The 22456-nt window shown below is 71.3% G+C and carries 23 protein-coding genes; 2 read left to right on the top strand and 21 right to left on the bottom strand.

Annotated elements, in window-relative coordinates:
* Positions 1-99: 99 nt before the first annotated feature.
* Positions 100-492: an SCO5389 family protein gene (locus ACIRST_RS08450; RefSeq protein ID WP_350522905.1), complete on the bottom strand. Its 393-nt coding sequence runs from the start codon at positions 490-492 to the stop codon at positions 100-102.
* A gap of 490 nt (positions 493-982) precedes the next feature.
* Between ACIRST_RS08450 and nucS the strand changes: the two genes are divergently transcribed.
* Positions 983-1642, top strand: a complete 660-nt coding sequence (gene nucS / locus ACIRST_RS08445; RefSeq protein WP_350522906.1) for an endonuclease NucS — start codon at positions 983-985, stop codon at positions 1640-1642.
* Positions 1643-1646: 4 nt separating this feature from the next.
* Here nucS and ACIRST_RS08440 read toward each other — a convergent pair whose 3' ends face one another.
* The 5 genes from ACIRST_RS08440 to ACIRST_RS08420 form a co-directional block, all read right to left on the bottom strand.
* Entirely contained in the window at positions 1647-3902 is a 2256-nt protein-coding gene (locus ACIRST_RS08440; RefSeq protein ID WP_402800846.1) for an ATP-binding protein, read from the bottom strand.
* 215 nt (positions 3903-4117) lie between these two features.
* Entirely contained in the window at positions 4118-4441 is a 324-nt protein-coding gene (locus ACIRST_RS08435) for an STAS domain-containing protein (RefSeq protein WP_350522908.1), read from the bottom strand.
* A gap of 353 nt (positions 4442-4794) precedes the next feature.
* On the bottom strand, positions 4795-5664 hold the full coding sequence (locus ACIRST_RS08430) for a 3-hydroxyacyl-CoA dehydrogenase family protein (protein ID WP_396544317.1): 870 nt from the start codon (positions 5662-5664) through the stop codon (positions 4795-4797).
* A gap of 316 nt (positions 5665-5980) precedes the next feature.
* Positions 5981-6631: a response regulator transcription factor gene (locus tag ACIRST_RS08425; protein WP_350522910.1), complete on the bottom strand. Its 651-nt coding sequence runs from the start codon at positions 6629-6631 to the stop codon at positions 5981-5983.
* Entirely contained in the window at positions 6628-7836 is a 1209-nt protein-coding gene (locus ACIRST_RS08420; protein WP_350522911.1) for a histidine kinase, read from the bottom strand. The genes ACIRST_RS08425 and ACIRST_RS08420 overlap by 4 nt, the downstream gene beginning before the upstream one ends.
* A gap of 156 nt (positions 7837-7992) precedes the next feature.
* Here ACIRST_RS08420 and ACIRST_RS08415 point away from each other — a divergent pair, with 156 nt between their 5' ends.
* Positions 7993-8592 (top strand): hypothetical protein, encoded by a 600-nt coding sequence (locus ACIRST_RS08415; RefSeq protein ID WP_402800844.1) that lies wholly within the window; start codon positions 7993-7995, stop codon positions 8590-8592.
* Between the two features lie 9 nt (positions 8593-8601).
* Here the strand turns inward: ACIRST_RS08415 and ACIRST_RS08410 are convergent, their stop codons facing one another.
* The 15 genes from ACIRST_RS08410 to ACIRST_RS08340 all read right to left on the bottom strand — a co-directional run bounded on the left by ACIRST_RS08410 (position 8602) and on the right by ACIRST_RS08340 (position 22384).
* Complete coding sequence (locus ACIRST_RS08410; protein ID WP_350522913.1) at positions 8602-9174, bottom strand: cob(I)yrinic acid a,c-diamide adenosyltransferase; 573 nt, start codon at positions 9172-9174, stop codon at positions 8602-8604.
* 141 nt (positions 9175-9315) lie between these two features.
* Positions 9316-9816 carry a DUF2550 domain-containing protein gene (locus ACIRST_RS08405; protein WP_350522914.1) on the bottom strand — a complete coding sequence of 167 codons (501 nt, stop codon included), beginning with the start codon at positions 9814-9816 and terminating at the stop codon, positions 9316-9318.
* 148 nt (positions 9817-9964) lie between these two features.
* On the bottom strand, positions 9965-10348 hold the full coding sequence (locus ACIRST_RS08400) for a F0F1 ATP synthase subunit epsilon (protein WP_030235805.1): 384 nt from the start codon (positions 10346-10348) through the stop codon (positions 9965-9967).
* A gap of 184 nt (positions 10349-10532) precedes the next feature.
* Positions 10533-11978: a F0F1 ATP synthase subunit beta gene (gene atpD / locus ACIRST_RS08395; protein ID WP_350522915.1), complete on the bottom strand. Its 1446-nt coding sequence runs from the start codon at positions 11976-11978 to the stop codon at positions 10533-10535.
* Positions 11979-11980: 2 nt separating this feature from the next.
* Positions 11981-12895, bottom strand: coding sequence for a F0F1 ATP synthase subunit gamma (locus tag ACIRST_RS08390; protein WP_350522916.1), 915 nt, complete (start codon positions 12893-12895; stop codon positions 11981-11983).
* A 32-nt stretch (positions 12896-12927) separates the two neighbouring features.
* The gene (gene atpA, locus ACIRST_RS08385) at positions 12928-14502 is read right to left on the bottom strand and encodes a F0F1 ATP synthase subunit alpha (RefSeq protein WP_350522917.1); all 1575 of its coding nucleotides are present in this window, start codon (positions 14500-14502) and stop codon (positions 12928-12930) included.
* Positions 14503-14658: 156 nt separating this feature from the next.
* The gene (locus ACIRST_RS08380; RefSeq protein ID WP_350522918.1) at positions 14659-15474 is read right to left on the bottom strand and encodes a F0F1 ATP synthase subunit delta; all 816 of its coding nucleotides are present in this window, start codon (positions 15472-15474) and stop codon (positions 14659-14661) included.
* Complete coding sequence (locus tag ACIRST_RS08375; protein ID WP_350522919.1) at positions 15471-16028, bottom strand: F0F1 ATP synthase subunit B; 558 nt, start codon at positions 16026-16028, stop codon at positions 15471-15473. Before ACIRST_RS08375 ends, ACIRST_RS08380 begins: the two co-directional genes overlap by 4 nt.
* Before the next feature lie 35 nt (positions 16029-16063).
* Positions 16064-16300, bottom strand: coding sequence for an ATP synthase F0 subunit C (gene atpE / locus ACIRST_RS08370; protein WP_030235786.1), 237 nt, complete (start codon positions 16298-16300; stop codon positions 16064-16066).
* 92 nt (positions 16301-16392) lie between these two features.
* The gene (gene atpB / locus ACIRST_RS08365; protein ID WP_350522920.1) at positions 16393-17208 is read right to left on the bottom strand and encodes a F0F1 ATP synthase subunit A; all 816 of its coding nucleotides are present in this window, start codon (positions 17206-17208) and stop codon (positions 16393-16395) included.
* Between the two features lie 285 nt (positions 17209-17493).
* Positions 17494-17937: a hypothetical protein gene (locus tag ACIRST_RS08360; protein ID WP_350522921.1), complete on the bottom strand. Its 444-nt coding sequence runs from the start codon at positions 17935-17937 to the stop codon at positions 17494-17496.
* A 298-nt stretch (positions 17938-18235) separates the two neighbouring features.
* On the bottom strand, positions 18236-19513 hold the full coding sequence (locus tag ACIRST_RS08355; RefSeq protein WP_396544330.1) for an MraY family glycosyltransferase: 1278 nt from the start codon (positions 19511-19513) through the stop codon (positions 18236-18238).
* 173 nt (positions 19514-19686) lie between these two features.
* Positions 19687-20967, bottom strand: coding sequence for a serine hydroxymethyltransferase (gene glyA, locus ACIRST_RS08350; protein ID WP_402800839.1), 1281 nt, complete (start codon positions 20965-20967; stop codon positions 19687-19689).
* A 95-nt stretch (positions 20968-21062) separates the two neighbouring features.
* Positions 21063-21704, bottom strand: a complete 642-nt coding sequence (locus ACIRST_RS08345) for a protein-tyrosine-phosphatase (RefSeq protein ID WP_350523030.1) — start codon at positions 21702-21704, stop codon at positions 21063-21065.
* 32 nt (positions 21705-21736) lie between these two features.
* Positions 21737-22384 carry an L-threonylcarbamoyladenylate synthase gene (locus ACIRST_RS08340; RefSeq protein WP_350522924.1) on the bottom strand — a complete coding sequence of 216 codons (648 nt, stop codon included), beginning with the start codon at positions 22382-22384 and terminating at the stop codon, positions 21737-21739.
* Positions 22385-22456: the final 72 nt, after the last annotated feature.

Genomic DNA, 22456 nt, shown 5'->3' with positions numbered 1-22456 from the left:
GTCCCCCACCGCCGGGCCCGGGCCGCCGCCCCTCCCCCCGCACCGGGGGACGGGGGCGGCCGGCGCCGCGGTGGCACCGCGTCGGTCGGTTGCCGGGGCTCAGCAGTCCCGCAGTTCGTCGGACTGGTTGAGCAGCTGCTCCCGGACGGAGGTGAAGCGCGTGAACCGTGCGTCGTTGGTCTCCGACGGCAGGAACACCGCCACCCGGTGACAGTTCTGGAAGGCCAGCCGTACGCCGAAGTGGCGCTGCAGGGCGCCCCGGATGGCATCGCTGGCCAGGGCGCGCAGCAGCTGGCCGCGGGCCTGCTCGCTGGGCGGCGGTACCTGGTTGTCGGCGAAGTCGGTGCCGTCGACCTTGGCCTGGGCGACCAGCGAGCTGATCAGCTCCCAGGCGTACGGCAGCGAGACGCGGACGCAGTCGACGAATTCCCGCTCGTCGACCTCGCCCCGCTCAGCCTTTTCCAGCAGGGCCGGTGAGACGTCGAGCGACATGGATTCTCCTCTCGCGGTCCACCCGCGCGGCGCCCGGGTGGTCGTGCGTAGTCCAAGCTCAGTGAGGGTGGGCGAATCGCGTGTGGTGTCCGGAACACCGTGGGACGGGGGCTGCCGGCACCTTCGCGACCAGCGGCGGCGGTACGGGACGTGACGCCCCGAACACCGACCGCGCTCAGAACAGCGTGGCAGTCAACGGCGGAGCAGGCCGGTCATTCCTGGGGATTGCTCCGGAAATACGGTGTGGTGCACCAGATTGGCCGGATCCTGTCGGATCGTTCATCTGAAGTCTCCATCCCCGTTGACAGCGATCCCGCAAGCATGCCGTCACACACCGTAGCGACCGGACGGGACGGGCGCCAGACCGCGGCGGGCAGGAGACGAACAGGAGCGGAATCGCCGGACCTCAATGTTCGCGGGGTTCGCGCTTTCTTCACCCCGTCGTCGCGGAATCGCATCAACTGGCCCCGGTGGGCTAGCGTGGTCGACCGTGCGTCTCGTAATTGCCCGCTGCTCAGTCGACTATGCCGGTCGGCTCTCCGCCCATCTGCCCTCCGCCACCAGGCTCATCCTGGTCAAGGCCGACGGCAGCGTCAGCATCCACGCCGACGACCGCGCCTACAAGCCGCTCAACTGGATGTCCCCGCCGTGCGTCCTCAAGGAGGCCGACGGGGTCTGGACGGTGGAGAACAAGGCCGGCGAGAAGCTCATCATCACGCTGGAGGAGGTGCTTCACGACTCGTCCCACGAACTCGGGGTGGACCCGGGGCTGATCAAGGACGGTGTCGAGGCACACCTCCAGGAGCTGCTCGCGGACCGGATGGAGGTGCTCGGCAGCGGCTGGTCGCTGATCCGCCGCGAGTACCCGACCGCGATCGGCCCGGTGGACATCCTCTGCCGCGACGCCGACGGCACCACGGTGGCCGTCGAGATCAAGCGCCGCGGCGAGATCGACGGCGTCGAGCAGCTCACCCGCTACCTCGAACTCCTCAACCGGGACCCGCTGTTGGCCCCGGTCAAGGGCGTCTTCGCCGCGCAGGAGATCAAGCCCCAGGCCCGCGTGCTGGCCACCGACCGCGGCATCGGCTGCGTGGTGCTGGACTACGACGAGCTGCGCGGCATCGACGACGACAAGCTCAAGCTGTTCTGACCGTTCAGAGCCCGGGAACGGCCGGAGTGGCCGATCCGCTCGGGCTCTGCGACGAGGACGGCGAGGTCGTCGGGCTGCTCGGGGGTGTCACCGGCGGCGTCGACGGGCTGGTCGACGGTGTCGTCGGCACCGTCGTGGGGCGGCTGGTCACCGGCTTCGGCGGCTGCGACTGACCCGGGACGGTCGGCTGCGGCTGCTGGGCGGTCGGCGACTCGCTCGCCCCCGGCGAGGAGCTCGGCTTCCTGGTCGGCGAGGCGCTCGCCGAGTGCGAGGCGCTGCCGCTGACCGACGGCACCGGGCTGCCGCTCGACGCCGTCGGGCTGCCCGGCACGGTGCCGGGCGCGCCCGGGGAGACGCTGCCGGAGGGCTGCGGGAACGGCGCGTCCTGGGTGCCGCCGCCCTGGTCCATCCGGCCGCTGTGCGGCTCGTTCGAACGGTGCTCGTCCGGCCCGGTGAGGCTCATCGCCACCGCCGTCCCGAGCACCCCCATGGTCAGCACGACCGTGGAGACCACGGCGACCCGCCGCCGCCTGCTGGACTTCAGCCGGGCCGGCACCCTGGCCGCGATCTTGCGGATGACCGGCGCCCGGCTGGACACCGCCGGCGCGGCGGCCGACAGCTGCCGCCCGTCGGCGCGCAGCAGGTCGAGCATCCGGCGTGCGGAGGCCACCCCGCGCTGCTCCCCCGCGGACGCCCGCAGGGTGAGCGCGGTCTCCAGCTCCGCGACGGCCCTCGACGGCTGCCGGACGCAGATCGCGTGCACGCCCGCCTCGTGGTGGAACCAGGCCTGGTCGCTCGCCGAGCCGGCCCGGCGGGCCGCCTCCTGGCCGAGCTGCAGCACCCGCTCCCAGGCGCCCCAGCGCAGCGCCAGCGCCAGCGCGGGCGCCGCCGCCCGGGCCAGCCGGACCACCGCCTCGTGGCGTCCGGCGTTGCGGTCGGCGAGCAGGACGCCGATCACCACCTCGGCCTCGGCGGCGATCTGCTCCAGCGTCACCGAGCTGTGCCCGACCCACCAGGCGAAGTGCTGGGCGGCGCCGTCCACGCAGCCGCGGGCCGGCCAGTCCGGGGCGAGCAGGTCGAGCGCGCCGGCGGTCAGCCGGTGGTGCCCGCCGATGGACACCGTCAGCCCGGCGTCGGAGAGTTCGGCGAGGGCGGCCTCGCCCAGGCCGACGTCGATCAGCGCGGGCAGGTGCGGCGCGGTGGGGCACTCCCCGCCGAGGGCGACGGCGAGCCGCAGCACGGCCTGCGCGGGCTCGCTCAGGCCCTCGGCGAGCCGGACCGCGGGCGAGGCCGTCTGCGCGACGGAGGGCAGCGGGACGGTGCGGCGCAGCGCGTCCTCCCGGACCGCCGGGTCGGGGTCGCGGACGGGCCCCTCGACCGCGCCGAAGACGTCCATCCGGTCGTCCTCGGCGGCGACCAGCGCGTCCACCGAGACGTCCCGCTGGCGCAGCAGCGCGGCGGCCTGGACGAAGCGCAGCGGCAGGCCCTCGGACTCGAACCAGAGGTCCACCGCCCAGGCCTTCTCGGCGACGTCCAGGGGGCGCCCGGCCAGCCGGGCGGTGAGGGCGAGGCAGGCGGAGCGGGAGAGCCCGGCGACGAGGTGGTCCCGCAGCCGGGAGCCGGCCGGCAGCGGCGGGCTGTCCGGGGCGGCCGCGACCAGGAAGGCGCAGCCGGGGGCGACGGCCGGCAGCTGCTCCAGCTCGGCTTCGGAGAGTTCGGCGGCGTCGATCACCACGACGGCTCCGACCTCGGCGAGGTGGACGGCCAGCTGGTCCGGGTCGGGACGGTAGCCGGGGGCGTGGTGGGTGGCCGTGAAGAGGTCCTGGAGCAGGTCGGCGAGGGTGCGGCGGTGGCCGCAGAGCTGGACGACACCGCCGGGGGTGAGGTCGGCGGCAGCCTCGGCGACGGCCGACAGCAGTGCGCTGCGACCGGAGCCGGCCTGGCCGACCAGGCGTATCGAGCGTCCTTCGGAGAGCAGGCCGAGCAGTTCGGCGATGTCCGCCTCGCGGTCCAGCAGCGGCAGGTCGGCCGGGCCGGCGCCGAGTGCGAGCGGGCCGACCGCGCGGCCGACGCCGCCGGCCGGGCCGCGGGCGGGTTCGCTGCGCTCGATCCGGCGCGGGCGGGGCCGCCACTCCTCCGGGCAGGGCCTGGCCTCGGAACCGTCCGGGGCGCCGACTCCCACCAGCAGGCCGCCGGAGACCAGTTCGCCGCCGCGGGTGCGGACGGCCTCCTGCCGGAACTCCCCGGATGGCTGTGCCACGTTCTGCTCCGCATCGTGCTCGGCCGTCGGCGCCCCGGGCCGGTCGGCTGACGTCTCCCGGTCGTGGCCGCGGGCGGTCTGGGGCAGCCCCGGCGGCCGTTTCTGACGGGCAGACTCTTGCACATCCGGGCCCGCCCGTGCAGGGCGGTCCGGGTCGGGGGGCGGTCGTGAACCGCTGACCAGGGACGTTGCGGGGACGTACGGCCCGCGGCGTGCTACATGGCGATGCCGTGCGCCTCGGCGACGCCGCCGTCGACGGCCAGGATGCGGTGCAGTTTGGTGGCCACCAGCAGTCGTTGGAGCTGGGCCGGGACGGAGCGCAGCACCAGTCGGCGGCCGATCCGGCCGGCCCTCCGGTGGGTGCCCATGATCACGCCGAGGCCGGTGGCGTCCCAGAACTCCAGTCGGGCGAGGTCGAGCACGAGGTCGCCGAGGCCGCCGTCCACGGCCTGGTGCAGCTTGGCCCGCGCGTCGGCGGCGGTGCGCACGTCGAGGCGGCCTTCGATGGCCAGCGCCGTGTGGTCGCCGGTGATGCGCATGCTCTCCTCCTTCGCCTGGACGGCCTGGTGCGGGTGGGGCCGACCCGGCCGGACCGGGTGCGGGAGCGGAGTGTGCGTCCGGGCGGGCCGCGGCCCCACGCCCGGATCCGGTCGGAAGGCCGGGTTCCCCCATCTGACGGCGAACCTGCTCCGCAGGTTGCTGGTTCCGGCCGGATCTGAAGCAACTTCACTCGTCCGAGGGAATATACGCAGGAAGTCTCCACACCTACGCTCGATTACCGCCCAAATCACCCGTCTGCGGCACCCGGCGTGAGGAAACTCACCCGACCCGGCGGAGCGGGCCGCGCGACGCTCCGATCGCACGGCCCGCCGGGTCGTTCAGCCCCGTCGGCTCACTTGCCTTCGTACGGGTAGAAGCCGCGGCCGCTCTTGCGGCCCAGGTCACCGGCGGTGACCATGCGGGCCATGATCTCCGGGGCGGCGAACTTCTCGTCCTTGGTCTCGGTGTAGATGTTGTGGGCGGCGTGCAGCAGGATGTCCACGCCGGTCAGGTCGGCGGTCTGCAGCGGGCCCATCGCGTGGCCGAAGCCGAGGCGGCAGGCGGTGTCGATGTCCTCGGCGGTGGCGACGCCCGACTCGTACAGCTTGGCGGCCTCGACGACCAGCGCGGTGATCAGGCGGGTGGTGACGAAGCCGGCCACGTCGCGGTTGACCACCACGACCTCCTTGCCGACGCCCTCGGCGTAGGCGCGGGCGGTGGCCAGCGTCTCGTCGCTGGTCTTGTAGCCGCGGACCAGCTCGACCAGCTTCATCATCGGGACCGGCGAGAAGAAGTGGACGCCGACGACCGACTCCGGGCGCTGGGTGGTGGCCGCGATCCGGGTGATCGGGATGGCGGAGGTGTTGGAGGCCAGCACGGCACCGTCCTTGGCGAGCTTGTCCAGCTCGCGGAAGACGGCCTCCTTGACGTCCAGCTGCTCGAACACGGCCTCGACCACGATGTCGGCCTCGGCGACGGCGCCCAGGTCGGTGGTGGTGGTGATCCGGCCCAGCGCGGCCTCGGCGTCCTCGGCGCTCAGCCGGCCCTTGGCGACGAACTTCTCGTACGAGGCGCGGATGCCCGCGAGGCCGCGCTGCAGCGCCTCCTCGGTGACGTCCCGCAGCACCACCGGGTGGCCGGCCTGCGCGGACACCTGGGCGATGCCGGCGCCCATCAGGCCGGCACCGATCACGGCGATCTGCTTGCTGGACGCATTGCTCATGGCTTGGTCTCCGATGCCGTCGCCGCCCCGCGGGCGGGCCCTGAAGGCGGCTCAGGGCAGGGGTGACCGCCGTGGAGCCGCATCGCTCGATCTTCCTGCCTCGCCTGCGCTCGGCAGTCGCTTGCGCGGAGCTCGCTGCTTCGTTCGTTCACTCGCTCCGCTCGCTCACGCGGACTCTAGTGCCCGAATCCCCCACGCAGTAGCAATCGGGAGTGTGATCTGCAACCGACCTGGTCAGCCGCCCGGGTGACCGGTCGGAGCCCGTCGGCCGGACGCCCGGGCGCCCGGAAGCTCCGGCGGCCGGATGGTCGGACGGTCAGATGGTCAGGCCGAGGTCCTGGGCCAGGATCGCCGCCTGCACCCGGTTGCGCAGGCGCAGCTTCGCCAGGATCCGGCTCACGTGCGTCTTGGTGGTCGCCTCCGCCATCGCCAGCCGGGTCGCGATCTCCCCGTTGGACAGCCCGGCCCCGATGCAGGCCAGCACCTCCCGCTCACGGACGGTCAGCCCGGACACCGCCTCCCGGGCCTCGGGCCCGACCGGCCGATCCGGACGGGCGAAGGCGCCGATCAGCCGCCTCGTCACCGAGGGCGCCAGCATGCCGTCCCCGCGGGCCACCGTCCGGATGCCCTCGATCAGGGTGTCCGCCTCCAGGTCCTTGAGCAGGAACCCGGCCGCGCCCGCCCGCAGCGCGCCGTAGACGTACTCGTCCAGGTCGAAGGTGGTCAGCACGAGCACCTGGCCGGCCCCGGCGGCGACCACCTCGCGGGTCGCCGAGACGCCGTCCAGCCGGGGCATCTGCACGTCCATCAGCACCACGTCGGGCCGCAGCTCCAGCGCCAGCCGGACGGCCTCCTCGCCGTCGGCGGCCTGCCCGACCACCTCGAACTCCGGCTCGGCCCGCAGGATCATCACCAGCGCCGCCCGCACCGCCGCCTGGTCCTCGGCCACCAGCACCCGGATCGTCATGCCCGCCCCTCGCTCCCCTGCGTGTGCGGCAGTACCGCGCGCACGCTCCAGTACCCGTCCTTCGGGCCGGCCTCGAAGCTGCCGCCGAGCAGCCCGACCCGTTCCGCCATGCCCACCAGTCCGGCCCGGGCGCCGGGCAGTTCGCGGCCCGGCTCGCCGCGGTACGGGCTGTCGACCGCGATCCGCAGGTCCTGCGGCCCGAACTCCAGCCGCAGCCGCACCAGTCCGGGCCCGGCGTGCTTCAGCGCGTTGGTCAGCGACTCCTGGACGATCCGGTACGCGGCCAGCCCGACCGGCACCGGCACCTCCCCGCGCTCGCCGTGCTCGGCCAGCTCGAACTCCAGCCCGACGTCCTGGCCGGCCGCCCGGGCCTTGGCCAGCAGGGCGTCCACCGCGGCGAGGTCGGGCGCCGCGTACGACTCGTCGACCTCTCCCCCGCCGCTGTCCCGGAGCAGTCCGATCATGCGACGCATTTCGGCCAATCCCTGGACGCTGTTCTCCCGGATCACCGCCAGCACCTCCACCAGCGGGTCGTCCGCGGGCAGGCTCCGGCGCTTGGCGACGGACTGCGCGCCGGTGGCGTGGATCGCGATCGCCGACAGGTGGTTGGCCACCACGTCGTGCAACTCCCGTGCCATCCGGGCCCGTTCCGCGCCGACGGCCTCGCGCCGGTCCATCTCCGAGAGCAGCGCGGTCTGTTCGGCCCGCAGCCGCTCGGCCTCCGCCTCCTGCCGGTGCTTGCGCACCACGTCGCCGGTCCACACCGGCGCCAGGAAGACCAGCGAGCTGATCACCGCGACCAGCAGCCCGGACGGGGTGCCGGCGGCGTACCAGGCCAGGCTGGAGAGCACCAGCACGGTCGAGCCGCCGGTCAGGTGCAGCACCCGCGACATCCGGCGGTTGCCGTAGATCACCGCGGCGTACAGCAGATCGGTGTACATGATCAGGGTCGCCAGCAGGCTGCCGGTGAACAGGCTGGCCGCGAAGGCCAACCCGCCGAGCGACACCGCGAGCACCGGCCTGGTGCGCCGGCACAGCTCCAGCCCGGACATCACCAGCATCGGCAGCACCACCGCCCACAGCTGCACGTGGTCGGCGTTGTCGTACACCCGGAAGACGATCAGCACGGCGCCGCCGAGCAGCCCGCAGAGGGCGATCAGCTGGTCCTGCCGGCGCGGGGAGAGAGACGGGACGGGAACGGGCACGCCCCCATCCCACCATCCCCGGCGGACCGTCCGGCTCCGGTCCACGGAGGAGCCCGCTACATCGAAAGATGCAGACCGGGACGGCACCGCACGACGACGACACGGGCGCACCCGCGCACGAGGCTGGACACACCGCCGAACGTCCGGGAGCAGAACGTGATCGTCACCCTCATCGTCGCGGCCGAGATCTCCTGGTGGATCGTCCTCGGCCTGGCCCTCTCCACCCGCTACCTGCTGCGGTGGCGCCGCACCAGCACCGTCCTGCTGCTCGGCCTCCCGGCCGTCGACCTCGCGCTGTACGCGCTCACCGTGCTCAACCTGCGCGGCGGCGCCGAGGCGAGCTGGACGCACGCGCTCGCCGCGAGCTACGCCGGGTTCTCGGTCGGCTACGGCCCCTCGCTGGTCCGCTGGGCCGACCGGCGCTTCCAGCACCGTTTCGCCGGCGGCCCCAAGCCGCTGCCCTCGCCGAAGTACGGCCCCGAGCGGACCAGGCACGAGTGGCAGATCGCCGGCCGCACCGTCGTCTCCGCCGCGATCACCCTCGGCCTGATCACCCTGCTCGTCCCGCTCTCCGCGGGCTCCGCCCACTACGGCACGTTCCTGCAGTGGTACCTCAAGCTGGGCATCGCGGCCGTGGTCAACGTGGTCGTGGCCGGCTGCTACTCGCTGTGGCCCAAGGAGGCGCCGGCCGGCGTCCTGGTCGAGAACGGCCGCGTGGTGAAGCCGGAGAAGGCCCCGGCGGAGTCGTCGCGCTAGCGCGCGCGGCTAGCGGTTCTCGCCCGGCACCCAGAGCACGTCGCCGCGCTCCTTGTTGGCGACCCGGGCCAGGATGAACAGCAGGTCGGACAGCCGGTTGAGGTACTTCGCGGTCAGCGGGTTGACGGTGTCCCCGTGCTCCGCGATCGCCGCCCAGGTCGAGCGCTCGGCCCGCCGCACCACCGTGCAGGCCAGGTGCAGGTGGGCCGCGCCGGGCGTGCCGCCGGGCAGGATGAAGCTGCGCAGCTTCTCGACCTGCTCCAGGTAGTGGTCGCAGTCCTGCTCCAGGCGGTCGACGTAGGACTGCAGCACCCGCAGCGGCGGGTACTTCGGGTCCTCCACCACCGGGGTGGACAGGTCGGCGCCGACGTCGAAGAGGTCGTTCTGGACCCGCACCAGCACCGCCGCGACGTCCTCCGAGAGCGCCCCGACCGCCAGGGCCACCCCGATCGCCGCGTTCGCCTCGTTGGCGTCCGCGTAGGCGATCAGCCGCGGGTCGGTCTTGGTGGTCCGGCTCATGTCGCCGAGCGCGGTGGTGCCGTCGTCGCCGGTACGGGTGTAGATGCGCGTCAGATTGACCATGCGGCCACCCTAGCCCGCGACGTTAGGCCGCGTTAACCCCGCAAGGACATCGCACGCCCCGACCCGAGGGTCTCGTCGCTACGCGACGTTGACCTCCCCCAGCCTCCGGCCGGGGGGACCCCCACCCCGAGGGTCTCGTCGCTACGCGACGTTGACCCTCTGCCCGGGCGGGGCCGCCTCCAGCCAGGCCAGGAAGCCGGTCAGCGCGTCCTCGCTCATCGCCAGCTCCAGCGGCTCCCCGCTGTGCAGGCAGCGCAGCACCACCGAGCCGGAGAGCAGAGCCAGCTCCTCCTGGCCCTCCGGGTAGCGCCGGCCGAGGACCTCGATCTCCCGGCGCGGCAGCACCTTGCGCGGCCGCGGGGCGTACGAGAAGACCCGGAACCACTCGATCGAGTCGCCGCTGTACCGGCCGATACCAAAAACCCACCCCTTGCCGTCGGTCGGGGGGACCGGGGCGGAGGTGGGCTTCCCGTTCTCGTCGAGGTCGGGCTGCGTCGAGGCGTCGGCGGGCATTTTGAGCCGGTAACTGCAGTCGAACGTTCCGCCTACCCGCTGGATCAGCCGGCGGCGGACGGCGAAGGCCACCAGGCCGATCACACCCAGGGCCACGACCGCCGCACACACCACAAGCGCGAGGACCATGCTCACCTACCTCCTCGCTACCCGCGTTCCCCGTAGCGGTCGTATCAAGCGACCGCGCTGACCTACCAACTACGACGACAGTCCCGGGGTCACGCTCACGCGTCCCCGGGACCGTCGGTCGACCCCGCTAAGCCGGGGTCCGGCGCACTCAGGCGTGGGCCTTGAGGCCGCGCGCCGCGAACAGACGGACCTCGGCGCGCCGCTCGGCGTGCTCGTCCAGGCCCGACTTGGCCTTCTCCAGTGCGCGCTCGGCACGCGCGACGTCGATCTCGTCCGCCAGCTCGGCGATCTCCGCGAGCAGAGACAGCTTGTTGTCGGCGAAGGAGATGAAGCCGCCGTGCACCGCGGCGATCACGGTGCCGCCGTCCACCGTGCGGATGGTGACCGGACCGGTCTCCAGCACGCTCAGCACCGGGGTGTGGCCCGGCATGATGCCGGTGTCACCGGAGGCCGTACGGGCGACGACGATGGTGGCCGCACCGGACCACACCTTGCGGTCGGCTGCGACCAGCTCGACGTGCAGCTCAGCCAACGTGGGCTCCTAGGCTCATGCAACGCCCGATTACTCGGGAGTTTCGGTAAGAATAACGGCCCCGCACCCTCGGCATGAAACCGGCGGCACGGATTTGACCGGAATCACAGCCGATGCGACGCGAGGGGTGGTCCCCAGGCTCGGGGGCCACCCCTCACGGTCACTCAGCTGCTACCGGCCGCGATTACTTCTTCGCCAGCTCGGCGGCGTTCTTCTCCAGGTCCTCGATGCCACCGCACATGAAGAAGGCCTGCTCCGGGACGGAGTCGTACTTACCGTCGGCGATCGAGTTGAAGGCCTCGATGGTCTCCGACAGCGGCACGGTCGAACCCTCGACGCCGGTGAACTGCTTCGCCACGTAGGTGTTCTGCGAGAGGAAGCGCTCGATGCGACGGGCACGGTGCACCGTGATCTTGTCCTCTTCGGACAGCTCGTCGATGCCGAGGATCGCGATGATGTCCTGGAGGTCCTTGTACTTCTGCAGGATCCCCTTGATACGGATGGCCGTGTCGTAGTGGGTCTGCGCGATGTACCGCGGGTCGAGGATGCGGGACGTGGAGTCCAGCGGGTCGACGGCCGGGTAGATGCCCTTCTCCGAGATCGGGCGCGACAGAACGGTGGTCGCGTCCAGGTGGGCGAAGGTGGTGGCCGGGGCCGGGTCGGTCAGGTCGTCCGCGGGGACGTAGATCGCCTGCATCGAGGTGATCGAGTGACCGCGGGTCGAGGTGATGCGCTCCTGCAGGAGGCCCATCTCGTCGGCCAGGTTCGGCTGGTAACCCACCGCGGAGGGCATGCGGCCGAGCAGGGTCGACACCTCGGAACCGGCCTGGGTGAACCGGAAGATGTTGTCGATGAAGAGGAGCACGTCCTGCTTCTCGACGTCACGGAAGTACTCCGCCATGGTCAGCGCGGACAGCGCGACGCGCAGACGGGTGCCCGGCGGCTCGTCCATCTGGCCGAAGACCAGCGCGGTCTTGTCCAGAACGCCCGAGTCGACCATCTCGTCGATGAGGTCGTTGCCCTCACGGGTGCGCTCGCCGACGCCGGCGAACACCGACACACCACCGAAGTTCTCGGCGACGCGGTAGATCATCTCCTGGATCAGAACGGTCTTGCCGACACCGGCACCACCGAACAGACCGATCTTGCCACCCTGGACGTACGGGGTGAGCAGGTCGATGACCTTGATGCCGGTCTCGAACATCTCGGTCTTGGACTCAAGGTCCTTGAACTCGGGGGCCTTGCGGTGGATCGGCCACCGGACCTCGACCTGGGAGTCGAACTCCGCCTGGTCGACGTTCAGCACGTCACCGAGGGCGTTGAACACCTTGCCCTTGGTGATCTGGCCGACCGGCACGGAGATCGCGGCACCGGTGTCGGTGACCTGCGAACCGCGGACCAGGCCGTCGGTCGGCTGCATCGAGATGCCGCGGACCATGCCGTCGCCGAGGTGCTGGGCGACCTCAAGGGTCAGGGTCTTCTTGCCCGTGCCGTCGGGGTTGTCCACCTCGACGTGCAGGGCGTTGTACATGTCCGGAATCGCGTCGACGGGGAACTCCACGTCGACGACCGGGCCGATGACCCGCGCGACGCGGCCCGTCGCCGTGGTCGGCTCAACAGTGGTGGTCATACTCATTCGCTCCCGCGGCTCGCGTCAGCGAGCGCGTTGGCGCCACCGACGATCTCGCTGATTTCCTGGGTGATCTCGGCCTGACGGGCCGAGTTGGCAAGCCGCGTGAGCGACTTGATGAGCTCGCCGGCGTTGTCCGTCGCGCTCTTCATCGCACGGCGGCGGGCGGCGTGCTCGGAAGCGGCCGACTGCAGCAGCGCGTTGTAGATCCGGCTCTCGACGTACCGCGGCAGCAGCGCGTCCAGGACGCCCTCCGCCGACGGCTCGAAGTCGTAGAGCGGGAAGATCTCCGACTTGGCCGGCGACTGGTCGCTGAGCTGGACCTCGTCCAGCTTCAGCGGCAGCAGCCGGGCCTCCACCGCGTTCTGCGTCAGCATCGACACGAACTCGGTCGAGATCAGGTGGAGCTCGTCCACGCCGCCGGTCTCGGCCGTGAAGGCCTCGATCAGGTCGGCTGCCACGGTCTTCGCGTCACCGTAGGTCGGCTTGTCCGAGAATCCCGTCCACGAGTCCGCGATCGTGAGATTGCGGAACGTGTAGTACGAGACACCCTTGCGACCGATGATGTACGTCACCACGTCCTTGCCCTCGGACCGCAGGCGCTCGGTGAGCGTCTGGGCGGCCTTGATGGCGTTGGTCGAGTAACCGCCCGCCAGGCCGCGGTCCGCCGTGATCAGCAGGACGGCGGCACGCGAGGCGTTCGGGTTCTCGGTGGTGAGCGGGTGCTTGGCGTTGGACCGGGTGGCCACCGCCGTCACCGCCCGGGTGAGCTCATCGGCGTACGGAGTGGAGGCGGCCACCGCGCGCTGCGCCTTGACGATGCGCGACGCGGAGATCATCTCCATCGCCTTGGTGATCTTCTTCGTCGCGGTGACAGAGCGGATCCGGCGCTTGTAGACCCGAAGCTGTGCTCCCATGGGTCGTTACGTCCTTTCCCTCGCTACCGGACTCAGGCCTGCTCGGAGAGCAGCTTGCCGTCAGCGGTCTGGTAACCCTGCTTGAAGGCCTCGATCGCGGTGGTGAGCGCGTCGACGGTGCCGTCGGCCAGCAGACCGGTCTCGACGATGCCGGCCAGCAGGTCCTTGTGCTGCAGGCGGACGTGGTCCAGGAACTCGCGCTCGAAGCGACGGACCTCGGCGACCGGGACGTCGTCCATCTTGCCGGTGGTGCCGGCCCAGATGGAGACGACCTGCTCCTCGACCGGGAACGGCTGGTACTGGCCCTGCTTCAGCAGCTCGACCATGCGCGCACCGCGCTCCAGCTGGGCCTTGGAGGCCGCGTCCAGGTCGGAACCGAAGGCGGCGAAGGCCTCCAGCTCGCGGTACTGGGCAAGGTCCAGGCGCAGACGGCCGGCGACCGAGCGCATGGCCTTGATCTGGGCGGAGCCACCGACGCGGGAGACCGAGATACCGACGTTCACGGCCGGGCGGATGCCGGCGTTGAACAGGTCGGACTCCAGGAAGCACTGGCCGTCGGTGATGGAGATGACGTTGGTCGGGATGTACGCCGAGACGTCGTTGGCCTTGGTCTCGATGATCGGCAGACCGGTCATCGAGCCGCCGCCCAGGGCGTCGTTCAGCTTGGCGCAGCGCTCCAGCAGGCGGGAGTGCAGGTAGAAGACGTCACCCGGGTAGGCCTCGCGGCCCGGCGGGCGGCGCAGCAGCAGGGAGACGGAGCGGTAGGCCTCGGCCTGCTTCGACAGGTCGTCGAAGATGATCAGGACGTGCTTGCCGTCGTACATCCACTCCTGGCCGATGGCCGAACCGGTGTACGGGGCGAGGTACTTGAAGCCGGCCGGGTCGGAGGCGGGAGCAGCCACGATGGTGGTGTACTCCAGCGCGCCGGCCTCCTCCAGGGCGCCGCGGACGGACGCGATGGTGGAGCCCTTCTGGCCCACGGCGACGTAGATGCAGCGGACCTGCTTCTCCGGGTCGCCCGAGCGCCAGTTGTCACGCTGGTTGATGATCGTGTCGACGGCCACCGCGGTCTTGCCGGTCTGGCGGTCGCCGATGATCAGCTGACGCTGGCCGCGGCCGATCGGGGTCATCGCGTCGATGGCCTTGATGCCGGTCTGCAGCGGCTGCTTGACCGACTTGCGGGCCATGACGCCGGGGGCCTGCAGCTCCAGGGCGCGACGGCCGGTGGCCGCGATGTCGCCGAGACCGTCGATCGGGTTGCCCAGCGGGTCCACGACGCGGCCGAGGTAGCCGTCGCCGACCGGAACCGAGAGGACCTCGCCGGTGCGGCGCACGGTCTGGCCCTCTTCGATGCCGCCGAACTCACCGAGGACGACGACACCGATCTCGCGGGTGTCGAGGTTCAGCGCGAGGCCGAGAGTGCCGTCCTCGAACTTCAGCAGCTCGTTCGCCATGACCGAGGGCAGGCCCTCGACATGCGCGATGCCGTCCGCCGCGTCAGTGACCGTGCCGACCTCTTCCACAGAAGCGGCGTCCGGCTGGTACGACTGGACAAAGTCGGCCAGCGCGTCCCGGATCTCCTCCGGACGGATCGTAAGCTCCGCCATCAGGCTTCCCTGCTCTCCTAGTTTGCGATCCTCGGCCCGCCATTGAGGGCCGCAAGTATTCGACTCTCGGCCGGGTCTTTCGAACCGGCCGTACGATTTGCCGGCTCCTTGGGGAGCCGGTTTCCCGACCGAGGGTCGGATGTGCTGCTTCGGTGCTCAGCCTTCGAGCGACTGGCGAGCGCCCTCAAGGCGGCTCGACACGGTGCCGTTGATGATCTCGTCGCCGATCTGCACCCGGACACCGCCGACGACCTCGGGGTCGACGTCGATGTTCAGGTGGACCTGGCGGCCGTACATCCGGCCCAGAGCACCGGACAGGCGCTCCTTCTGGGTGTCCGACAGCGGCACCGCGGTGGTGACCAGGGCCACCACGCGGCCGCGGCGAGCGGCGGCGAGCTTCGAGTAGGACTCAAGGCCCTGCTCCAGGCTACGGCCACGCGGCGCGTTGACGAGGGCGGTGACCAGCCGGACGGTGCCGGCGTTGGCGCGGCCGCCCAGCAGCTTCTTGATCAGCTCGGCCTTGGCGACGGCGCCGGCCTTCGGCTCGGTCAGCGCGGCGCGCAGCTCGTGCGAGCCGCTCACCACCCGGCCGAAGCGGAACAGCTCGTCCTCGACGTCGTCCAGGACGCCGGCCTTGTCCGCGGCGATGATCTCGGCGTACGCGGCGAGTTCCTCGGTCGCGTCCACCAGGTCGCGCGAGCCCGACCAGCGGGAGCGGACCAGACCGGAGACCAGGTCGACGGCCTCGCCGGAGACCTGGCCGGTCAGCAGCGAGGTGACCAGCTGGGCCTTGTCCTGGCCCGACCGGGACGGGTCGGTCAGGACACGGCGCAGCGAGACCTCACGGTCCAGCACGGCCGTGACGGCGGTGAGCTCCTCGGCGAGCTTGGCCGCGTCCACCGAGGTGGAGTCGGTCAGGCTCTCCAGGTTCTGCCGGCCCGCGGCGAGAGCCTCGCGGCTGGCGCCGATCACTTGGCCGCACCCTGAGCAACGGCGGCCTTGGCCTCCAGCTCGTCCAGGAAGCGGTCGATGACACCGCTCTGCCGGGCGTGGTCCTCAAGGGACTCGCCCACGATGCGGGACGCCAGCTGGGTGGCCAGCGAGCCCACGTCCTGGCGCAGGGCGGCAGTCGCCTGCTTCTTGTCGGCCTCGATCTGGGCGTGACCGGCCGCGACGATGGCCTCGCGCTGGCGCTGGCCCTCCTCGCGCATCTCGGCGAGCTGGGCGGCGCCCTGCTCGCGAGCCTGCTCGACGATGCGGGCGGCCTCGTGGCGCGCCTCGGCAAGCTCGGCACGGTACTGCTCAAGCACGGCCTGGGCCTCGGCCTGAGCGGCCTCGGCGCGCTCCATGCCGCCCTCGATGGCGTCCCGGCGCTCCGACAGCACCTTCTCGATGCTGGGGAGGAGCTTCTTGCCGAGGAGACCGAAGACGATGAAGAAGCAGAGCAGGCCGATAACGATCTCGGGCCAGTTGGGGAGGAGCGGATTCATCTGCTCCTCGGCCGCGAGCGTGGCCGCGATGCTCATATCTGGACCTTCCTCAGAAAGGGGCTACGGCGAAATTACTTGCCGGTGCCGAAGACGAACGGCATGACGATGCCGATCAGGGCGAGCGCCTCGGTCAGCGCGAAGCCGATGAACATGTTGGAACGGATCAGACCGGCAGCCTCGGGCTGACGGGCCATGGCCTGAACGCCGTTGCCGAAGATCAGACCAACGCCGATGCCGGGGCCGATGGCCGCGAGGCCGTAACCGACGGAGGCGATGGAACCGACGACGCCCTCAGCGAGCATGCTCATTGCGATTGTCCTTTGCAGGGGTGGTGAACCGGTGGTGATTGGCCACCGGGCGTTCCGGGGGGGGTGGTTCACGGGAGGCCAGGGCCTCGGGCTCAGTGCGCCTCTTCCAGGGCACCGGCGATGTAGCTGCTGGCCAGCATCACGAAGATGTAGGCCTGCAGGAACTGGACCAGCAGCTCGAAGGCGGTCAGGCCGACGGCGACGACGAACGAGGCCGAGCCGTACAGCGCGCCCAGGGTCGGGCTGAGCAGGTACCAGGAGGCGACGGAGAACATCACGATCAGCAGGTGGCCGGCGAACATGTTCGCGAAGGCTCGGACCGCGAGCGTGAAGGGGCGCACGAAGATGTTCGAGAAGAACTCGATCGGCACCAGGATGAACATGACCCAGCCGGGGATGCCCGACGGCCAGCAGAGGTTCTTCAGACCGCCGACGAAGCCGTGCTTCTTGAAGGTCAGCGTCATGTAGGTGACCCACACGACCGCCGCGAGGCCGGCCGGGAACGCGATCGCCGCCGTCACGGGGAACTGCGCGAACGGGATGACCGACATGATGTTCATCAACCAGATGAAGAAGAACATCGAGACCAGCATCGGGACGTACTTCTCGCCCTTCTTGCCGATCGTCTCCAGCACGATGGAGCGCTTGACGAAGTCGTAGCCGATCTCACCGACCAGCTGCAGCTTGCCCGGCACCAGGCGCGGCTTGGCGAACGAGGCCCAGAAGAAGACGACCACCAGCACTGCGACGACCATCGACAGCAGCATCGGCTTGTTGAAGTAGAAGCTGCCGATGGTGAAGATCGGCTTGAAGTCGAATTCGTTCAGACCCGGAGCCGGGAAGCCACAGCCAGCGTCCCCGAAGTGGCAACTGCCTGAGGCGAGGTACGACGTGAGTTCAGCACTCACCACGGACTCCTTCGTCGTGACGCATGGATACGGCACCCTCGGTGTGTCGGCGTGGCCTTGGGCCACGGAGCGGCACTGGAACTTGATGGGTTTCTCGCCGACCCCGCGCGACGGCGCTCTGCGCGACTGCGGGATCATCGAAGACTGCGCGGGTCCGGGGGGCGATCGGTCCGCTCTGCGGACAGACCAGGCCTCTTCCCGAACTCCGTTGTTGCGACGGACGATAGCAGGCCGTCAGTGCGGCATAAACACCGCCCCCCTCGTTGGAGGGACAGTTGGGCCTCGTCACTGTTGACGTCCCGAGTCCGAGGGCTTGTCGCCCTTCTTTTCCGAGGCGTCGGTGTCGACGTAGAAGGTCTTGGCCTTGAGAGCGCCGCGCACCTGGAAGCCCGTCCAGATCAGGGCGCAGCCCAGCAGGGTGAAGGCGAAGGCCTGCCGGTTGAACAGCTCGGTGTTCTTGAAGATCGCGAGCACGATGCCGACCAGCAGGATCTGGGTGGTGTACACCAGCAGTCCGGCGGCCATCAGGATGTGCGGGTTCGACCTGGTCAGCCGGTCGAGCGCGACCTGGCCGAAGCTGAAGAAGGCCATCACGAGCAGTGCGCCGAACAGGGCGCCGAGCAGGCCCTTCCCGCCGGCGACAGCGAACGAGATCGCCATGGCGATGATCCCGGCGACCGCAGTGGGAATCGCGGCGCCTCGGAGGATCCGGGCGTCGGTGGACGGCATGTCGGCAGCTCCGGCGGCATGTCGATGTGGCGGGGGACGGGCACAGATGGTGGCGGGTGACACCGGACCGAGGCATCGCCGCCGGGCCGCCCGCGAGGACGGCGGGCCCGTCGAAGGAGACCGACAGGGACGGAAGTCATCCACCTGTCAGGTCTTTCGGCGTGTTCTCGGTACTCGTGAACGGTATCACAAACTATTTGATGAGAGCTTTACCATGATTGTGTGGCACCTGTCACACCAACAGCGCAACGAATCCGCCGTACGGGTGAGGCCATCTGACGGAACGCCAACTCCCCTGTCAGCGGCGGCCGCTGGCCGGACCATGGTCGGCGCGCTCGGAGGAGTCCACCCCGGCTTCACCCAGAAGTTGCTTGTCCTTCGCGGACAGTTCGGCCATCGGGCCGGAGGGCTGGCGGCGGTAGCGCGGCGGGACGAAGGACTGCACCGCCCGCGGGGCGCGCGGCCGGAACCGCGGGGTGAGCAGCACCACCAGGCCGAGCAGGCAGAGCCCGGCGAGCGTCAGGACCACGGTGCGACCGGTGTTGGTCACCGAGAAGGCCACCGAGCCGAAGGCGATCAGCGCGGCCCAGAAGTACATGATCAGCACGGCCCGGCTGTGCGAGTGCCCGACCTGCAGCAGCCGGTGGTGCAGGTGGCGCTTGTCGGCGGCGAACGGCGACTGGCCGGCCCAGGTGCGGCGCACCACCGCGAGCAGCAGGTCCGCCAGCGGCAGCGCGATGACCGTCAGCGGCAGCAGCAGCGGGATGTAGATCGGCACCAGGGCGTGCACGGTGGCGGTCTGCGAACCGGTCTCGTTGTTGATCAGGTCCGGGTCGACCCGGCCGGTGATGGAGATCGCGGCGACGGCCAGCATCAGGCCCAGCATCATCGAGCCGGAGTCGCCCATGAAGATCCGCGCGGGGTGCATGTTGTGCGCCAGGAAGCCCAGGCACATGCCGATCAGCAGCACGCTGAACAGCACGGCGGGGGCCGCGTCGGTGATCGCGTAGCCGTACCAGAGCCGGTAGCTGTACAGGAAGAACGCCATCGCGGCGATGCAGACCATGCCGCCGGCCAGGCCGTCCAGACCGTCGATGAAGTTCACCGCGTTGACCATGACGACGACCAGGGTGACCGAGATGACCATGCCCTGGGTCGGACTCACCGCGACCGCGCCGACGCCGGGCACCGGGAGGGTGATCACCGTGACGCCCTGCCAGACCATCACACCGGCGGCGATCATCTGGCCGCCGAGCTTCACCAGCGCGTCCACGCCCCACTTGTCGTCGAGCACGCCGAGCAGCCACATGATCCCGGCGCCGGACAGCAGCGCGCGGATGTCGGTGCCCTGGGTGAACACCTTGCTCAGGTTGTCGAGCTGCGAGGCGACCAGGATGCCCGCGCAGAGCCCGCCGAACATCGCGATGCCGCCGAGCCGCGGCGTGGGCTCGCGGTGCACGTCGCGGGCGCGCACCGGCGGCATGGCGCCGGCGGCAATGGCGAACTTCCGGACCGGGCCGGTCAGCAGGTAGGTCACGGCGGCGGTGCAGAACAGCACCAGCAGATACTCACGCACCACTGGCCTCCTGCATCACTGTCGAACGGGGAAGTACCGAAGGTACTCCCCTGCCTTCCCGGGGTTCGAGGTGCGTCGCCACGCACACACCTTATTGAGTCGGACGCCGGGGACGCGCATCGCGGTTCGCCCTCCCGGGTAGGAGATCCGGAATGCCCCTGGACGGGTCGCCGTCAGGCCCGGCCGGCGAACGCCAGCGCGAGCTCGCGGATCCGCGCCGCGGTGGGCCCGACCGCGCCCCCGGCGAGCACCCGTGCGATCAGCCCGGCGATCTCGGACAGCTCCGCCGTACCCATCCCCTGGCTGGTCACGGTGCCCGTCCCGAGCCGGATCCCGGAGGCGTCGGCGGGCGGCGCCGGGTCGAACGGCAGTGCGCACTTGCCGAGCAGCAGTCCGGCGGCCGCGCAGCGCCGCTCGGCCTCCGCGCCGGTCACCCCGAGCGGGCTCACGTCGGCCGTCACCAGGTGGGTGTCGGTACCGCCCGTCAGAGGGCGCATTCCGGCCTCTGCGAGCCCCTCGGCCAGCACCCGCGCGCCGGACACCACCCGCTCCGCGTACGCCCGGTAGGCGGGCGTCGACGCCTCCGCGAGGGCGACCGCCTTGCCCGCCACCTCGTTCATCGCCGCGCCGCCCTGGCTGAACGGGAACACCGCGCGGTCGACCCGCTCGGCCAGCTCCGCGGTGCACAGCAGCAGGCCGCCGCGCGGGCCGCGCAGCAGCTTGTGGGTGGCCGCCACGGTGACGTCCGCGTACGGCACCGGGGAGGGCGCCACGCCGGCCGCGATCAGACCGGTGGTCTGCGCGGCGGAGGCGATCAGGTAGGCGTCCACCTCGTCGGCGATCTCCCGGAAGGCCGCCCAGTCCGGGTGCCGGGGGTGGGAGATCGAGCCCGCCACGATCGCCTTGGGGCGGTGCAGCCGGGCCAGTTCGCGCACCTGGTCGAGGTCGATCAGCCCGTCGGTCTCGCGCACGCCGTAGCCGGTGAAGGCGAACCAGCGGCCGGAGAAGTTGGCGCGCGAGCCGCAGCTGAGGTGGCCGCCGTGCTCCAGCGACATCGCCAGCACCCCGTCGCCGGGCCGCAGCAGCGCCGCGTACGCCGCCAGCATCGCCGAAGTCGCCGACCGGGGCTGGACGTTGGCGTGCGGGGCGGCGAACAGCTCGCGGGCCCGGTCGATCGCCAGCAGCTCGGCGGCGTCCGCCAGCGCGCAGCCGGTGTGGTGCCGGCGGCCCGGGTAGCCCTCGGCGTACTTGTCGATCAGCGGGCCGGTGAGGGCCGCCAGGACGGCGGGGCTGGTGAGGTTCTCCCCCGCCAGCAGCTGGATCGTCTCGGCGCGCCGCTCGGCCTCCGCGGCCAGCAGGTCGGCCAGCTGCGGATCCGCCCGGTACAGGGCCTCGGACGCCCACGGGCGCCCCTTCGTCGAGGTCGAGCCGGTCGGGGCGTCGGTGACGGTCATGGCGGGGCTCCCGGGCGCTGCGGGGACGGTGGATCCAGCGTAGGACCGCCACCGCCGCCCGGCCCGTCGGAACGCGGCCGGACGGGCCAGAACACCTACCTGCGCGCCGGCACGCCCGTCAGCGCGGTGACCACCGGGTCGACCGCGTGGAATATCTCCTCGCCGCAGTTGCGGAACATGCCGATCGGTGCGCCGTACGGGTCGTCGACCTCGTCCGACTCCGGCGTGGCGGCCAGCAGCCAGCCGCGCAGCGCGGCCGCCGCGCGGACCAGCGCGCGGGCCCGCTCGGTGACGTCGGCGCCGCGCCGGGGGTCGGGCAGCGTGCCCGGGTCTATCGTCCGCACCAGGCGGGTGAACTCCTTCAGCGTGAAGGTGCGCAGTCCCGCCTCGTGGCCCATCGAGATCACCTGGGCGCGGTGGTCCAGGGTCGCGGTGAGCACCAGGTCGGCCTCGACCACGTGCTCGTCCAGCAGCTCGCGGCCGGTGAAGCCGCCGCTGTCCGCGCCGTACTCGTCGAGCACGGTCGCCGCGTGGTCCTCCATCGGCGCGCCCACGTGGCCCCAGGTGCCGGCGCTCTCGACCAGGATCCGCCCGGCCACCCGGGGGCTCAGCCGGGTGTCCAGCTCACGCCGGGTGAGCCGCTCGGCGATCGGCGAGCGGCAGATGTTCCCGGTGCAGACGAAGAGGATCCGGAAGTGGTCCAGCGGCCTGGGGTCCACGCTCAGGTACGGCGCTATGCCGGGCCCGGAACGGAGCGAGGCGGTGGGCGTCAACTGCCGGCCTCCAGGTCGGGGACGACCTCCCTCAGCTGCTCGACGCTGATCGCGCCGGCCCGCAGCAGGACCGGGACCTTGCCGGTGACGTCGACGATGGACGAGGCGGCGGCGTGGTCGGCCGACCCGCCGTCCAGGTAGACCGAGACGGCGTCGCCGAGCTGCGACTGCGCCTCGTCGCAGGTCAGCGGGGACGATCCGCCGGTCAGGTTGGCGCTGGAGACGGCCATCGGGCCGGTGGCGTTCAGCAGCTCGATGGCGACCGGGTGCAGCGGCATCCGGACCGCGACGGTGCCGCGGGTCTCGCCGAGGTCCCAGCGCAGCGAGGGCTGGTGCCGGGCGACCAGGGTGAGGCCGCCGGGCCAGAAGGCGTCGACCAGTTCCCAGGCCTGCTCGGAGAAGTCGGTGACCAGGCCGTGCAGGGTGGTCGGCGAGCCGACCAGCACCGGCGACGGGGTGTTGCGGCCGCGGCCACGGGCGGCCATCAGCTCGCCGACGGCCTCCGGGGAGAAGGCGTCCGCGCCGACCCCGTAGAGGGTGTCGGTGGGCAGCACGACGAGTTCGCCGCGGCGGACGGCCGAGGCGGCCTCGCGCAGGCCGGTGGCGCGGTCCCCGGCATCGGCACAGTCGTAGCGGCGGCTCATCGGTGCGGTCCCCTTCCGAAGTGGCTCTTGGCGGTCACTGCGGCCGTCGCCGTCGTCGCTGCCGTCACGACG

The organism is Kitasatospora sp. NPDC101447 (genome assembly GCF_044767225.1).
Lineage (GTDB): Bacteria > Actinomycetota > Actinomycetes > Streptomycetales > Streptomycetaceae > Kitasatospora.
This window is presented reverse-complemented; position numbering and strand designations above follow the sequence as displayed.

Coding starts and splice junctions, on each gene's coding strand:
- ACIRST_RS08340 (WP_350522924.1), bottom strand. CDS start 22,384: ATGAGCCGCCGCTACGACTGTGCCGATGCCGGGGACCGCGCCACCGGC.
- ACIRST_RS08390 (WP_350522916.1), bottom strand. CDS start 12,895: ATGGGAGCACAGCTTCGGGTCTACAAGCGCCGGATCCGCTCTGTCACC.
- ACIRST_RS08450 (WP_350522905.1), bottom strand. CDS start 492: ATGTCGCTCGACGTCTCACCGGCCCTGCTGGAAAAGGCTGAGCGGGGC.
- atpD (WP_350522915.1), bottom strand. CDS start 11,978: ATGACCACCACTGTTGAGCCGACCACGGCGACGGGCCGCGTCGCGCGG.
- ACIRST_RS08360 (WP_350522921.1), bottom strand. CDS start 17,937: ATGCCGTCCACCGACGCCCGGATCCTCCGAGGCGCCGCGATTCCCACT.
- atpE (WP_030235786.1), bottom strand. CDS start 16,300: ATGAGCATGCTCGCTGAGGGCGTCGTCGGTTCCATCGCCTCCGTCGGT.
- ACIRST_RS08435 (WP_350522908.1), bottom strand. CDS start 4,441: ATGCGCATCACCGGCGACCACACGGCGCTGGCCATCGAAGGCCGCCTC.
- atpA (WP_350522917.1), bottom strand. CDS start 14,502: ATGGCGGAGCTTACGATCCGTCCGGAGGAGATCCGGGACGCGCTGGCC.
- glyA (WP_402800839.1), bottom strand. CDS start 20,967: ATGACCGTCACCGACGCCCCGACCGGCTCGACCTCGACGAAGGGGCGC.
- ACIRST_RS08375 (WP_350522919.1), bottom strand. CDS start 16,028: ATGAGCATCGCGGCCACGCTCGCGGCCGAGGAGCAGATGAATCCGCTC.
- ACIRST_RS08405 (WP_350522914.1), bottom strand. CDS start 9,816: ATGGTCCTCGCGCTTGTGGTGTGTGCGGCGGTCGTGGCCCTGGGTGTG.
- ACIRST_RS08410 (WP_350522913.1), bottom strand. CDS start 9,174: ATGGTCAATCTGACGCGCATCTACACCCGTACCGGCGACGACGGCACC.
- ACIRST_RS08430 (WP_396544317.1), bottom strand. CDS start 5,664: ATGAGCAATGCGTCCAGCAAGCAGATCGCCGTGATCGGTGCCGGCCTG.
- ACIRST_RS08425 (WP_350522910.1), bottom strand. CDS start 6,631: ATGACGATCCGGGTGCTGGTGGCCGAGGACCAGGCGGCGGTGCGGGCG.